A 15,233-nucleotide genomic window follows, 5' to 3' on the forward strand; every position below is an offset into this window, starting at 1 on the left:
TTTAACCCGTCAGGTGCGGCGCGTTCCTCTCGAAAGGACAGCCGCACCGCCAGGAACACCCATGAAGCTCGAACACCCGGATCGTCTGATGAACCGCACTCCTCTCTCGCTCGCCGCGCTCGAAGTGCATGACGCCTTCGCCGAACGGCACATCGGCCCGGATTCGGCCGACCAGCAAGCGATGCTCGAAGCCCTCGGCTTCGCCTCGCGCGCCGCGCTGATCGACGCCGTCATTCCGAAGACGATCCGCCGCACCGAAACGCTGCCGCTCGGCCCCTTCGCGCAACCGAAGAGCGAAGCCGAAGCGCTCGCCGCGCTGCGCGAGCTCGCGGACAAGAACCAGGTGTTCCGCTCGTACATCGGGCAGGGCTACTACAACGCGCACACGCCGACGGTGATCCTGCGTAACGTGTTGGAAAATCCGGCGTGGTACACCGCGTACACGCCGTATCAGCCGGAAATCTCGCAAGGTCGTCTGGAAGCGCTGCTGAACTTCCAGCAAATGATCGTCGACCTGACCGGTCTGGCGATCTCGAACGCGTCGCTGCTCGACGAAGCCACCGCCGCCGCCGAAGCGATGACGCTGCTGCAACGCGTGGGCAAGCCGAAGTCGAACGTGTTCTTCGTCGCCGACGACGTGTTGCCGCAAACCATCGAAGTGGTGAAGACGCGCGCGACGCCGGTCGGCATCGAAGTAAAAGTGGGCCCCGCCGCTGAAGCCCCCACCGCGAACGCGTTCGGCGTGCTGCTGCAATACCCGGGTGTGAATGGCGACGTGCGCGACTACCGCGCGCTGACCGAAGCGATCCACGCGGCGGGCGGCCACGTGGTGGTCGCCGCCGATCTGCTCGCGCTGACCGTGCTCACGCCGCCGGGCGAATGGGGCGCGGACGTGGCCGTCGGCAACACGCAGCGCTTCGGTGTGCCGGTCGGCTTCGGCGGCCCGCATGCCGCTTACCTCGCAGTGCGCGACGAATTCAAGCGTCAGATGCCGGGCCGTCTGGTCGGCGTGACCGTCGATGCGCAAGGCAATCCCGCACTGCGTCTCGCGCTGCAAACGCGCGAACAGCATATCCGCCGCGAGAAGGCGACCTCGAACGTGTGTACCGCGCAGGCGCTGCTCGCGATCATGGCCAGCATGTACGCGGTGTATCACGGGCCGCACGGCCTGAAGACGATCGCGCTGCGCGTGAACCGCATCGCCGCGTTGCTCGCCGAAGGCGCGAAGCAACTCGGCTACAAGCTTGTCAACGAAACCTTCTTCGACACGCTCACGTTCGACACCGGCGCGCGCACGCAGGCGCTGCTCGACGCGGCGACCGCGAAGCGCATCAACTTGCGGCGCGTGAGCGCCACGCAAGTGGGCCTGTCGATCGACGAAACCACCACGCGCCACGATCTGGCCGATCTGCTCGCCGTGTTCGCGCAAGCGGCTTTCGCCAGCGACGTGCCGCAAGTCGACGCGCTCGACGCCGCGATGGCTGCGTCGAACACCGCATCGGTGCCGGCCGGGCTCGAGCGCACCAGCGCGTACCTCACGCACCACGTGTTCAACCGTCACCATTCGGAAACGGAAATGCTGCGCTATCTGCGCAGCCTGTCGGACAAGGATCTGGCGCTCGACCGTTCGATGATCCCGCTCGGCTCGTGCACGATGAAGCTGAACGCGACGTCGGAAATGCTGCCGGTCACGTGGCCCGAATTCGGCCAGATCCATCCGTTCGCGCCGGCTGAGCAAACCGTCGGCTACCGCGAAATGATCGATCAGCTCGAAGCGATGCTGGTCGCCGCAACCGGCTACGCCGCCGTGTCGCTGCAACCGAATGCCGGCTCGCAAGGCGAGTACGCGGGTCTGTTGATCATCCACGCTTATCACGCGTCGCGCGGCGAAGCGCATCGCAACGTCTGCCTGATTCCCGCTTCGGCGCACGGCACGAACCCGGCGTCGGCGCAGATGGCCGGCATGCAGGTCGTGGTGGTCGCGTGCGACGCGCAAGGCAACGTCGATATCGAAGACCTGCAGAAGAAGGCCGCGCAGCACGCCGACAAGCTCGCGGCGATCATGATCACGTATCCGTCCACGCACGGCGTGTTCGAGCAGAACGTCCGCGAAATCTGCGAGATCGTGCACGCGCACGGCGGCCAGGTCTATGTGGACGGCGCGAACATGAACGCGATGGTCGGCCTGACCGCGCCGGGCCAGTTCGGCGGCGACGTTTCGCACCTGAACCTGCACAAGACTTTCTGCATTCCGCACGGCGGCGGCGGACCGGGCGTCGGTCCGGTCGCGGTCGGCGCGCACCTCGCGCAGTTCCTGCCGAACCAGATCTCGTCGGGCTATGAACGCGCGCCGAACGGCATCGGCGCGGTGTCGGGCGCTCCGTACGGCTCCGCGTCGATCCTGCCGATCTCGTGGATGTACATCGCGATGATGGGCGCGAAGAACCTGACCGCCGCCACCGAAACCGCGATCCTCAACGCGAACTACGTCGCGAACAAACTCGCGCCGCACTATCCGGTGCTGTATTCGGGCCCGGGCGGACTGGTCGCGCACGAGTGCATTCTCGATCTGCGCCCGCTCAAGGACACCAGCGGCATCACCGTCGACGACGTCGCCAAGCGCCTCGCCGACTACGGCTTCCACGCGCCGACGATGAGCTTCCCGGTGCCGGGCACGCTGATGGTCGAGCCGACCGAATCGGAGTCGAAGGAAGAACTCGACCGTTTCATCGAAGCGATGATCGCGATCCGCAACGAAATCCGCGCCGTCGAAGAAGGCCGCTCGGACCGCGAGGACAATCCGCTGAAGCACGCGCCGCACACTGCGGCGGTTGTGATCGCCGACGACTGGAAACATGCATATGCGCGCGAAACCGCCGCGTATCCGCTGCCGACGTTGATCGCGAAGAAGTACTGGCCGCCGGTCGGCCGGGCGGACAACGTGTACGGCGACCGCAATCTGTTCTGCTCCTGCGTGCCGATCGCCGACTACGAGTAAGCATGGCCGCGCCGCGCATCGCCCGCTGTCTGGCACAGGCAGCAGGGCGGTGCGCGCGGCTCTGTCCGCACTCCTGTCGCTGATGGCCGCAAACGGCTAACATCACACACCGAATCAGCCTAACGAGGAGTTTCGCATGGCGCGAAAGGTGCGATCGATGCAAAGCCGGGCCGAAGCAAGGCGAGCCCGCACATGGCGACAAACTTGCGCGCTGCTGCTGGCTGGCGCAGCCGCGCTGCTGCCGCTGCGGCAGGCGCAGGCCGCGATGAATTTCTGTGCGGCGCCCGCGTTGCAAACCAGCGAGCGCACCAACGCCGATCCCGGCGTGAAGGCGCTCGTCAGCAATGTGCAGGCGCATCTGAACGAAGCGCCGCATGCGCTCGCGAGGCTGCACACCGAGGGCACGTTACCGCACGAGGACATCTACGATCAAAGCGTCGAAGCGGAGAAAGATCTCGATCTGCTGCGCGACGCCGCGCTCGCGTGGCGCGCGACCAGCGACGACCGTTTTCTGAAGCTCGTCGACCGCTTGCTGTACGCGTGGGTCACGACTTATCAGCCGAGTTTCAATCCGATCGACGAAACCCGTTTTGAAGGGCTGATCCTCGCCTACGACATGACGGCGAGCGCGTTGCCCGTGAAGACGCGCAATGCGGCGATGGCGTTTCTGACCAGGTTCGCGAACGGCTACATCGCGCAGATCGACGCGCAGCCGCGACCGCTGAAGGGCACGTTCCGCAACAATTGGCAGAGCCACCGTATCAAGCTGATCGCGATGGCCGCGTTCACGCTCGATAACCGCAAGATGATCAACGCGGCGCAGCGTCTGTTCGTCGAGCATATCGGCGACAACATCGCGCCGGATGGCTCGACCATCGACTTCAGCGAACGCGACGCGCTGCATTACGTCACCTACGATCTGCAGCCGCTCGTGATGGCCGCGCTCGCCGCGCGCCGCCACAACCGCAACTGGCTGCAGGAGAAGGGCGCCAACGGCGCCACGCTGCTGGCCGCGCTCAACTGGCTTGCACCGTACGCGACCGGCAGTCAGACGCATGAAGAATTCGTGCATTCGAACGTCGCATTCGACGCGAAACGTCGCGAGGCCGGCTTGCCCGGCTACTCGGGTCAATGGGACCCGAAGAACGCGACGGAACTGTTTCATCTGGCGGCGCGTCTCGACGGACGCTTTACGCCGATCGCGCTGCAGCTCGCACCGACGCCGCCCGCGTGGCTCGCCGTGTGTTTGCCGCTGCCGGCGCGCTAAAATCTACTAATCAGCAGGGAGCAGTCAATGGCAGTCAGTGTGTTCGATCTCTTCAAAATCGGCATTGGTCCGTCCAGTTCGCATACGGTCGGGCCGATGCGCGCGGCGCTGATGTTCGCTCAAGGGCTTGAACGCGACGGGCTGCTGGATGCGACCGCATCGGTGAAAGTGGATCTGTACGGATCGCTCGGCGCGACAGGCAAGGGGCACGGCACGGATCGCGGCGTGATGCTCGGCTTGATGGGCGATGCGCCCGACACGGTCGACCCGGACACGATCGTGCAGCGGCTCGAAGCGGTGCGGGTGTCGCGCAAGCTGGCGCTACTCGGCACACACGAGGTGCCGTTCGTGCAGAAGGATCACATTTCGTTTTACCGGCAGGCGCTGCCCGAGCATCCGAACGGCCTGAAGCTGCGCGCGTTCGACGCGCAAGGCGAGACGTTGCGCGAGTCGACCTATCTGTCGGTGGGCGGCGGCTTTGTGGTGACAGCCGGCGCGCCGAACACGAAGGTGCTGAGCGCCGTCGATCAACTGCCGCACCCGTTTCGCACCGGCAACGAGTTGCTCGCGCTGTGTGAATCGACCGGCAAGAGCATCGCTCAGTTGATGTGGGAAAACGAGCGCGTCTGGCATACCGAAGAAGAGACGCGCGCCGGCTTGCTGAAAATCTGGGACGTGATGCAGTCGTGCGTGGCGCGCGGGTGCGGCATCAACAATCCGGATGCCGACGGTCACTTGCCTGGGCCCTTCCAGGTGAAGCGTCGCGCGCCGCAGTTGTATCGCGCGCTGACCGGCAATCCTGAGCTCGCGCTGCGTGATCCGTTGTCGATGGTCGACTGGATCAATCTCTACGCGATCGCCGTCAACGAAGAGAACGCCGCGGGCGGCCGTGTCGTGACCGCGCCGACCAACGGCGCCGCCGGCATCATTCCGGCCGTGCTGCATTACTACACGCGCTTCATGCCGGGCTCGAACCAGCAAGGCGTGATCGACTTCCTGATGACGGCGGCGGCAATCGGCATTCTGTACAAGCTGAACGCGTCGATTTCCGGTGCCGAAGTGGGCTGCCAGGGCGAGGTGGGCGTGGCCTGCTCGATGGCCGCGGGCGCGCTTGCCGCGGTGATGGGCGGCACGCCGAAGCAGGTGGAGAACGCCGCGGAAATCGGCATGGAGCATAACCTCGGACTGACGTGCGATCCGGTCGGTGGCATGGTGCAGATTCCGTGCATCGAACGCAACGCGATGGCATCGGTGAAGGCGGTCAACGCGGCGCGCATGGCGTTGCGCGGCGACGGCAGCCACTATGTGTCGCTCGATTCGGTGATCAAGACCATGCGCGAGACCGGCGCGGACATGAAGACCAAGTACAAGGAAACGTCGCGGGGCGGGTTGGCGGTGAATATCGTCGAGTGTTGAGGACGGTGCTTCATTGCGGATGACGACGCGGGCCACGGCCCGCGTTTTCATTGGTGCATTCGCTGTTCATGCTTTCTCTTCACCGGCAAGACAGTTGCGCTGCGCCATGACAGCGGACGCGCGCTGGGCGTAAGCTGTCGAAGCGCCCATCGGCCAACGTTCCACATTCCGTCGATGCGGCACTATCCGACCGCACTCATGCACTGCCTGGAGGCTTCTTCGCAATGTCGCTGCCGAATGCTCCCGTTTCAGATTCCAACGCCGCTCGCACCACCGGCGCGCGCCTCGTCGTCGATGCTTTCCTCACGCACGGTGTCGAACGCGTTTTCTGTGTGCCCGGCGAAAGCTTTCTCGCCGTGCTGGACTCGCTGCACGACGAGACTGAACGCGTCCAGACCATAGTTTGCCGCCACGAAGCCGCGGCGGCGAACATGGCGGAAGCGGTCGGCAAACTGACCGGCCGCCCGGGCGTTGCGCTCGTCACACGCGGACCGGGCGCGACACATGCGTCGATCGGCGTGCACACCGCGTTCCAGGACTCCACGCCGATGATCCTGCTGATCGGCCAATGCGCACGCGAGCATCTGGACCGCGAGGCATTCCAGGAAATCGACTATCGGCGCATGTTCGGTCAGATGGCGAAGTGGGTCGCGCAAATCGACGACCCGAAGCGCATTCCCGAATATCTGAGCCATGCGTTTCACACCGCGACTTCAGGGCGGCCGGGGCCGGTCGTGCTGTCACTGCCCGAAGATGTGTTGAGCGATGAATGCGAAGCCGTGGCCGGCGTGCCGGCCTATCAGCGCGTGGCGGCGTCGCCGTCCGGCGCGCAGATCGACAAGCTGCGCCAGTTGCTCGAAGGCGCGCAGCGGCCCATGGTGATCGCGGGCGGCAGCGGCTGGACGCCGGCGGCATGCGCGGACCTGCGGCGCTTCGTCGAGAACTGGCAACTGCCGGTCGGCCTCGCGTTCCGCTTCCAGGACACGCTCGATAACGAGCATCCGAACTACGCGGGCGACGTCGGCCTCGGCATCAATCCGGCGCTCGCGCAGCGTATCCGCGACGCCGATCTGTTGCTCGCGCTTGGTCCGCGCCTGGGCGAAGCAACCACGAACGGCTATACGCTGCTCGACATTCCGAAGACCAGGCAGACGCTCGTGCATGTGCATCAAGGCGCGGAAGAGTTGGGACGCGTGTATGTCGCGGATCTGCCGATCGTCTCCGGCATGCCCGAGCTGGCGGCGTTGCTGGCGGCGTTAAAGCCGTCCGCCGGCAAGCTGGCATGGGCGGGTCAGGCGGAAGACGCGCACCGCGCGTATCTCGAGTGGCGCAAACCTCGCCCGATTCCCGGCGACGTGCAAATGGGCGAGGTGATCCAGCAGCTACGTGCGCATCTGCCGGACGACGCAATCCTCACGAACGGCGCAGGCAATTACGCGACGTGGCTGCATCGGCATTTCTCGTATCGACACTATCGCTCGCAACTCGCGCCGACGAGTGGGGCGATGGGCTACGGCGTGCCGGCGGCGATCGCGGCGAAGTCGATGTATCCGCAACGCGCGGTCGTCGCGCTCGCCGGCGACGGCTGCTTCATGATGGCCGCGCAGGAACTGGCAACGGCAATGCAGTACGATCTTCATGTGCTTTTCATCGTCGTGAACAACAGCCACTTCGGCACGATCCGGATGCATCAGGAGCGGCATTATCCGAACCGCGTGCATGGCACCGGGCTCACGAATCCGGACTTCGCGGCGTTCGCGCGGTCGTTCGGCGCGCACGGAGAGACGGTGGAGCGGACCGAGGATTTTCTGCCTGCCTTGCAACGTGCGATGAACGCGCAGCGCGCGGCGCTGATCGAGATTCGCATGCCGCAGGAAGCGAGCACGCCGGGCGCGACGTTGGAGCAGATTCGCGAGCAGGGGAGGAAGTTGCGCGGGGAGTAGTGAGGCAGTTGGGTGGCATGTGTTGAGCGTGTGGGCTAGCAAGCCACGTCAGCACAAACAAACAGCAATAAAAAAACCCCGCCGAAGCGGGGTTTTTTATGACGTCAACGCAAGCAGCAAATAGCCTCTTACTTGCCGCCCACGCTTTGCAGCGTCGTCCACTTGCCGTCGACCACCTTGTACAGCGTGATGCCGCCGTTCTTCAGATCGCCGCGGCTGTCGTACGCGAGGTTCGACGACGTCACAGCCGGCATCGAGGTCTTCGCGAGCACCGGCAGGTACTTGGCCGGATCGGTCGAGTTAGCGGTCTTCATCGCGGCGAACATCGCCATTGCGCCGTCGTAAGCGTACGGCGAGTACGTTTGCACGTCTTCGTTGAAACGCTTCTTGTACTTCGCGACGTAGTCCTTGCCGCCCGGCATTTCTTCCAGCGGCAGGCCGGCGAGCGACGCCACCGTGCCGTTCGCCGCGTCACCTGCGAGCTTGATGAAGGTCGGCGTGTGAACCATTTCGCCGCCCATCAACGGAGCCTTCACGCCCAGTTGCTTCATCTGCTTGACCATCGGCGCCGCTTGCGAATCCGCGCCGCCGTAATAGATCAGGTCCGGGTTCGCCGACTTCAGCTTGGTCAGGATCGACTTGAAGTCCACGGCCTTGTCGTTCGTGTATTCACGATCGACGATCGTCGCGCCCGAAGCCTTCGCGGCCTTTTCGAACTGATCAGCCAGACCCTGGCCGTAAGCCGTACGGTCGTCGACGATCGCAATCTTCTTCATGCCGAGGTTCTTGACCGCGAACGTGCCGGCGACCGAACCTTGCTGCGTATCGGACGTCATCATGCGGAACGTGGTCTTGAAGCCTTGTTGCGTGTATTCCGGCGCCGTCGCCATGGCGATCTGCGGGATGCCCGCGTTCGCATAGATGCGCGAAGCCGGAATCGTGGTGCCCGAATTGAAGTGGCCGAGCATGCCCTTGATGCCGTCATCCACCAGCTTTTGCGCGACGGTTGTGCCGGTGCGCGGGTCAGCCTGGTCGTCGGCCGCATCCAACACGAAGCGAACCTGCTTGCCGCCGATCACCGGCTTGGTCGCGTTCATCTCTTCCACTGCCAGCGTAATGCCGTTCTGGAAGTCCTTGCCGTAGTGAGCCTGCGCGCCCGTCATCGGACCGGCGAAACCCACCTTTACGTCTTCTGTCGATTGTGCATGGGCCGTCCCCGCCAGCGACATCGCTGCAACCAGCGCTGCGCCTGCCAGCTGTTTCATCTTGTGCTGCATAGCTTCTCCTTGGTACCAGGTGTAGATGGAGCGATATCGGGGTCGCCGTACCGCTTCCGTTTTTATTGAGGGGATCGATGAGGTTCGCTCAACCGATCGTCATCAAATTCGCATTGCCGCCTGCTGCTGCCGTGTTCACGCTGACCGAGCGCTCCGTCAACAGACGCTCGAGCGCGTAATCCTCCTCGCCGCTTTCCAGCGCGCGCGCCGCGACGCCCTGCACCGAGACAATCGGCCCCGCGCGCTTCGCAACTTCCTTCACCAGCGCCAGCAATTCGTCGCTGTCGCCTTCGAACAGCACCGCGTCGAACGGCGTATCCGCGCTCTTCTTCACGCTCGCGTGCGACTTCAGCGACGCGGGCAACTGCGAGACCAATTGTTCACCTGCCGCGCCTTCGAACAGCGCACGATTTCCCGTAGCCAGCGCGGCGGCCAACTGCACGCGCGCGCCGCTCGCCGTCGACGCGACACACAGCACCGTGCCGCGCGCGCCCAGCGTGTAGGTATTGCGCTCGCCAGTCGGCCCCGACAATACCGCGGTCGCGCCCGCCGGCACATGCGACAGATAACCGTCGCAGCGTGCGGCCAGTTGCGGCTGGCGTTCGGCGATCAGCCAGTCACGCAGCGCGGTCAACGCAGCGGACGGATTGTCGCTGTTTTCAGCGGTTTGCGGTACATCCGCCACCAGCGCCTGGGCGAGCGACTTCGGCAGGCCCGCCGGACGCGTGGCCAGCAGCCGCTGCAGATACAGCGCGCCACCCGCTTTCGGACCCGTGCCCGACAAACCTTCGCCGCCGAACGGCTGCACGCCCACGACCGCGCCGATCACGTTGCGGTTCACGTAGATGTTGCCGACGTGCGCGCGGCTGATCACGTGAGCGATGGTTTCATCGATCCGCGTATGGATGCCGAGCGTCAGGCCGTAGCCGGTCGTACGGATCTGTTCGAGCAGCTTGTCGAGCTGGCTGCGCCGGTAACGCACCACGTGCAGCACCGGGCCGAACACTTCGCGCTTCAGTTCGTCGATGCTGTCGAGTTCGATCAGCGTCGGCGGCACGAACGTGCCTTGCGCGGTGCCTTCCGGCATCGTCAATTGTTCGACCTTGCGGCCTTTCTCGCGCATCGTCGCGACGTGCGCGTCGATGCCACGCTTCGCGTCAAGGTCGATCACCGGGCCGACGTCAATCGACAGACGGTCCGGATTGCCGATCGCCAGTTCGCGCATCGCGCCCGTCAACATTTCGAGCGTGCGGTCCGCGACATCATCCTGTAGACAAAGAACGCGCAGCGCGGAACACCGTTGACCGGCGGAGTCGAACGACGATTGCAGCACGTCGGCCACCACCTGTTCGGCGAGCGCCGACGAATCGACGATCATCGCGTTCTGGCCGCCGGTTTCGGCGATCAGCGGAATTGGCTTGCCGTCCGGATCGAGGCGGCTCGACAACGTCTTGTTGATCAAACGCGCGACTTCGGTCGAACCGGTGAACATCACGGCGCGAGTGCGCGGATCGGCCACCAACGCGGCGCCAACCGTTTCGCCATTGCCCGGCAGCAGTTGCACGGCGCCCGCCGGCACGCCGGCTTCGCGCAGAATGCGCACGGCTTGCGCGGCGATCAGCGGCGTTTGTTCAGCCGGCTTCGCGAGCACGGTGTTGCCGGCTGCAAGCGCGGCGGCCACCTGGCCCATGAAAATCGCCAGCGGGAAATTCCACGGACTGATACAGACCACCGGACCGAGCGGACGGTGCGTGTCGTTCGAGAACTCGTCGCGAATCTGCGTGGAGTAGTAGCGCAGGAAGTCGATCGCTTCGCGGATTTCCGCAACCGCGTTCGCCAGCGATTTGCCGGCTTCACGCACCACCAGACCCATCAGCGTGTGCATCTGCGCTTCGAGCAGATCGGCGGCACGCGCGAGGCAATCGGCGCGTGCGTCGACCGGCGTGGCCTGCCAGATCGGCGCGGCGGCAACCGCATGCGCGAGCGCGGCGCTCACGTGCTCCGGCGTCGCTTCGACGACCGTGCCGACGAGGTCGCGATGGTCCGCCGGATTGCGCACGTCGCGCGCGGTGCCCACCGCGATCTGGTTGTCTTCGAGCATCGGCGCGGCGCGCCACGGATGATGCGCGCTCGCCAGCAAGGCCGACGACAACGATGCCAGCCGATGTTCGTTCGACAGATCGAGGCCCATCGAATTGAGACGCTCGGCGCCATACAGATTGCGCGGCAGCGGAATCTTCGCGTGCGGCGCGCCGAGCGGGACGATCTTCGACGCTTCGTCGACCGGGTCGGCGATCAGGTCCTTGATCGCGACGCTTTCATCGGCGATGCGGTTTACGAACGATGTGTTCGCGCCGTTTTCCAGCAGACGGCGCACGAGGTACGCGAGTAGCGTTTCATGCGTGCCGACCGGCGCGTACACGCGGCACGGACGGTTCAGCTTGTCGCGGCCGGTGACTTCCTCGTACAGCGGCTCGCCCATGCCGTGCAGGCACTGGAACTCGTACTGACCGGGGTAGTAGTTGTTGCCTGCGAGGTGATAGATCGCCGACAGCGTGTGCGCGTTGTGCGTGGCGAACTGCGGATAGACCGCATCCGGCGCGCCGAGCAGCTTCTTCGCGCACGCGAGGTACGACACGTCCGTGTAGATCTTGCGCGTGTACACCGGATAGCCTTCGAGGCCGTCCACTTGCGCGCGCTTGATTTCGGTGTCCCAGTACGCGCCCTTCACGAGGCGCACCATGATGCGGTGACGGCTGCGGCGCGCCAGATCGATCAGGTACTCGATCACGAACGGGCAACGCTTCTGATACGCCTGCACCACAAAGCCGATACCGTTCCAGCCGGCCAGCTCCGGATCGAAGCACAGCGCTTCGAGCAGATCCAGCGAGATTTCGAGGCGGTCGGCTTCTTCGGCGTCGATATTCAGGCCGATGTCGTAGCGGCGCGCGAGGATCGCGAGCGAGCGCACGCGCGGCAGCAGTTCGCTCATCGTGCGTTCGTGCTGCGACCGCGAGTAGCGGGCGTGCAGCGCGGAGAGCTTGATCGAGATGCCCGGGCCTTCGTAGATACCACGGCCGCCGGCGGCCTTGCCGATTGCGTGGATCGCCTGTTCGTACGACGCGTAGTAGCGTTGCGCGTCGGCTTCGGTGGTGGCCGCTTCGCCGAGCATGTCGTACGAGTAGCGGAAACCGCGCGCTTCATACTTGCGGCTGTTGGCCAGCGCTTCGGAAATGTTCTCGCCGGTGACGAACTGTTCGCCCATCAGGCGCATCGCCATATCCACGCCCTTGCGGATCAGCGGCTCGCCGCCCTTGCCGATCAGACGCGTCAGCGCGGACGAAAGACCCGTCTCGCTGTTGGTCGTCACCAGCTTGCCGGTGATCATCAAGCCCCAGGTCGCGGCATTGACGAACAGCGACGGCGCCTGGCCGACGTGCGATTTCCAGTCGCCCTTGCTGATCTTGTCGCGGATCAGCGCGTCGCGGGTCGCGCGATCGGGAATGCGCAGCAGCGCTTCGGCGAGGCACATCAGCGCCACGCCTTCCTGGCTCGACAGCGAGAATTCGTGGATCAGCCCTTCGACGCCGCCGCCCTTGCTCTTCGTGCGCAGCGTTTCGACCAGCTTGCCGGCCAGCGCCTCTACGTCGCCCGCGAGATTTGCCGGCAAGCGCGCCTGACCGAGCAGGAACGGCAGGCACTCCGGCTCCGGACGGCGGTAAGCGGCGGTGATCGCCGCACGCAGCACCGACTGCGGTTGCACGTTTTGCGCGAATTCGAGGAACGGGTGCGACGCACCGTCTTCCTCCTGTTCGACCGCCATGCCATCGGCCAGATCGGCCGAGCCCGTTGCTCCCGACAGTTCAGGAGGCAGCTGGCCATGCTCGATTTTTTCGAGGTAGGCGAAGATTGCCTGCTTGATCAGCCAGTGCGGAGTGCGTTCGAGGCGGGTGGCGGCATCTTTCAGCCGGGAACGCAGGAGGTCGTCGACCTTGACGCCAAGGGTGGTGCTAGCCATGTTTCCTTCTTCGGATACCAGACGAATGCTTGGTGAAAGACTAAAAGTTGGGCGAATCGTACGCCTCCAAATAAAAAGGTGCAACCATTCTTCGAGCGTGGTTGCACCCCGCTGAGAGCCTTGTGTGACGGGGGTTTCCGGCCAATGGCGCGACGCACGGCGGCGGTGGTTGCGATCAGTACTTTCCCTGGCGTGAATCTTTTCGCCTTTACCCTTATCAATTGACCCGGCGCGCCGTTATAGAGGCATAGCGGCACGCGGCCTTACGGCACGCGAAAAAACGATACGGGGTTTGCGAGGACTGGTGAAATGGAAAAGTGGCTGGTGATATTGGGCATCTGGGCAATGTGCGCGGCCTGCGCAGTGCTGTTTATTCGCGGCGCGACGCGGGGCTCTGAGAAGCGTGCGGCCGCCGAGGAACGCGAACGCGCGGCATCGCGCGCATCGGCTGGCGATACGCGGACCGCTTTGAACGACTGAGCAGCTGGCGCGGCTCGGGCTCGCGATTTGGGTAACGCGGCCGTCCTCCATGGGCGTGGTTGCGAGCCTGCACCACGAGGTTCAACCCGACGCGAGATAAACGCGCGCGTCAGCGCGGCGGGATCGGCTCGAATTGCGCGCAGACGTCGCCCGGCGACACGAGCTGGTCATGCAGCCGGCACAGCCGGCTATCCGCGACGCTCGCGCCGAATCCAGAGCCGAATACCGCGAGGCCCGGTATGCCGTGCTCCAGCGAATGCCGATCCTCGGCGCGGTGCCGGCAGCTTGCGCAGCGCGGCGCGCACGCTTCGTCGCGTGCGTCCGCGGTACTGGCGACGCGGCCGGCCGAGTGTGTCACGAACCCTGCCCCAGACTATTCCAGTACGCCGCAAACACGTGCGCGGACAGCACGTAGCCAATCGCGATATTGACCACCACACCCGCCGTAAACGCGAGGAACGGTTTCAGGCCCGTCGCCGTGAGCGAACGCAAGCGCGTAGTCAGGCCGATGCTGAGGAAACAGAACGTGAACGCCCACGTGCGCAGCACGGTGATCGGCGCGACGAATGCGGGCGTGACGACCTTGCGGTAATCGGCCAGCGAATAATGGCTGGCGATCCACGTCACCAACGCGGACGCGATGACGAAACCGATCACGAATTTCGGAAAACGCGCCCAGATCTCGCCGGCATTCGGCTTCGCTTGCACGCCGCTATCCTGCGACTCCCAGCGCGTCGTCGCGACGATCGCCAGCACGAACGCCCAGATGCCGATCCAGATATCGCGGCCGACCACTTTCATCAACGTGAACGCCTGCAACGACGCCTCCGGCGCGCCGGCGATCGCGCCGCCCGCGTGCTTCGCGAAGTCGCCATAGGCTTGCGCGGCGGCGATGCCGGCGGCGTCGGCGAATTCGGAGGTGCCGATCCACGCGCCCGCGACCGCCGTCGAGAGTCCCAGCGAACGCGACGCGAACGGCAACACGAAGATCATCACGATCGCCCACAGCACCACCAGCGTAATCGCCACCGAAGCCTGTTCGCGCTTGGCCCGCACCGCGCCGGCAATCGCGATCGCCGCCGACACGCCGCACACCGCGCCGCCGACGCCGAGCACGGCGGCAAAGCGCCGGTCGAGTCCGAACGCCTTGGCAGCGAAGAAGATCACGAAGAACGTCACGAGCGAGACGATGGTCGCCTGCGCGACCGCCACCGGCCCCGCCCACACCAGCAACGTGAACGGCAGCGTCGCGCCGAGCAGCACGATGCCGACCTTGATATAAAACTCGACCCGCAAGCCCGCCGCAAACCACTCGGGCAAAGTGAACAGGTTCGAAATCAGCAGTCCGAGCGCCAGCGCCACCAGCGGCGGTTCCAGGTTGTACTTCGACGCATTGACCCACGCGCCCAGCGTGAAGATCAGCGCCGATGCGACGAACAGAATCAGGAACGAGGCAAGGAAAGCGCCGACCCGCTGCTTCAGCAGCGCGAGGCTCACGCCGAACAGCAGCGCGAACACGATGAATAACGCCACGTAGTTCGGCAGATGCCTGCCGAGGTCCTGCGCCGTCTGGCCAACGCTCGACCATTTGGCCGGCGCTACCGCCAGCCACTTGATGCTGCTGCCCGACGCGAACAGCGCCCAGGCGATCACGATCACCAGCAGGCCGACCCACACAGCCAGCCAGTCTTCAGTCAGCAGGAGTCCGCCGCCATGCGCGCCCTGCCGCCTGGTCGGCGTCGCGCCGGTCGGCAGGGTGTGGTTGGTGTCGCTCATCGCAATACCCCGAGGAAGTTGAGGTGAGTCGGCGCGGGAATAGTGGACTTTTGCCTGT

8 protein-coding genes are annotated in these 15,233 nt (G+C 64.9%); 4 read left to right on the forward strand and 4 right to left on the reverse strand.

What is annotated here, in order from left to right; translation table 11 throughout:
* The first annotated feature begins 61 nt into the window (after positions 1–61).
* The 4 genes from gcvP (at position 62) to HV744_RS11980 (ending at position 7,624) form a co-directional block, all read left to right on the forward strand.
* Positions 62–2,998: an aminomethyl-transferring glycine dehydrogenase gene (gene gcvP / locus HV744_RS11965; protein ID WP_175149701.1), complete on the forward strand. Its 2,937-nt coding sequence runs from the start codon at positions 62–64 to the stop codon at positions 2,996–2,998.
* A 136-nt stretch (positions 2,999–3,134) separates the two neighbouring features.
* A complete protein-coding gene (locus HV744_RS11970; protein ID WP_175149702.1) occupies positions 3,135–4,265 on the forward strand; it encodes an alginate lyase family protein in 1,131 nt (376 codons plus the stop codon).
* Positions 4,266–4,292: 27 nt separating this feature from the next.
* Positions 4,293–5,681 (forward strand): L-serine ammonia-lyase, encoded by a 1,389-nt coding sequence (locus tag HV744_RS11975; RefSeq protein WP_175149703.1) that lies wholly within the window; start codon positions 4,293–4,295, stop codon positions 5,679–5,681.
* 224 nt (positions 5,682–5,905) lie between these two features.
* Positions 5,906–7,624: a thiamine pyrophosphate-binding protein gene (locus HV744_RS11980; RefSeq protein WP_175149704.1), complete on the forward strand. Its 1,719-nt coding sequence runs from the start codon at positions 5,906–5,908 to the stop codon at positions 7,622–7,624.
* A 128-nt stretch (positions 7,625–7,752) separates the two neighbouring features.
* Here the strand turns inward: HV744_RS11980 and HV744_RS11985 are convergent, their stop codons facing one another.
* From HV744_RS11985 to HV744_RS12005, 4 genes are all read right to left on the reverse strand, one after another.
* Positions 7,753–8,901 (reverse strand): branched-chain amino acid ABC transporter substrate-binding protein, encoded by a 1,149-nt coding sequence (locus tag HV744_RS11985; RefSeq protein ID WP_175149705.1) that lies wholly within the window; start codon positions 8,899–8,901, stop codon positions 7,753–7,755.
* 88 nt (positions 8,902–8,989) lie between these two features.
* Positions 8,990–12,919, reverse strand: a complete 3,930-nt coding sequence (gene putA, locus HV744_RS11990) for a trifunctional transcriptional regulator/proline dehydrogenase/L-glutamate gamma-semialdehyde dehydrogenase (RefSeq protein ID WP_175149706.1) — start codon at positions 12,917–12,919, stop codon at positions 8,990–8,992.
* Between the two features lie 589 nt (positions 12,920–13,508).
* Positions 13,509–13,757 (reverse strand): hypothetical protein, encoded by a 249-nt coding sequence (locus HV744_RS12000; RefSeq protein ID WP_175149708.1) that lies wholly within the window; start codon positions 13,755–13,757, stop codon positions 13,509–13,511.
* Positions 13,754–15,175, reverse strand: a complete 1,422-nt coding sequence (locus HV744_RS12005) for a YeiH family protein (protein WP_175149709.1) — start codon at positions 15,173–15,175, stop codon at positions 13,754–13,756. The genes HV744_RS12000 and HV744_RS12005 overlap by 4 nt, the downstream gene beginning before the upstream one ends.
* Positions 15,176–15,233 lie beyond the last annotated feature (58 nt).

It is taken from the genome of Paraburkholderia ultramafica, from assembly GCF_902859915.1.
Taxonomy (GTDB): Bacteria; Pseudomonadota; Gammaproteobacteria; order Burkholderiales; family Burkholderiaceae; genus Paraburkholderia; species Paraburkholderia ultramafica.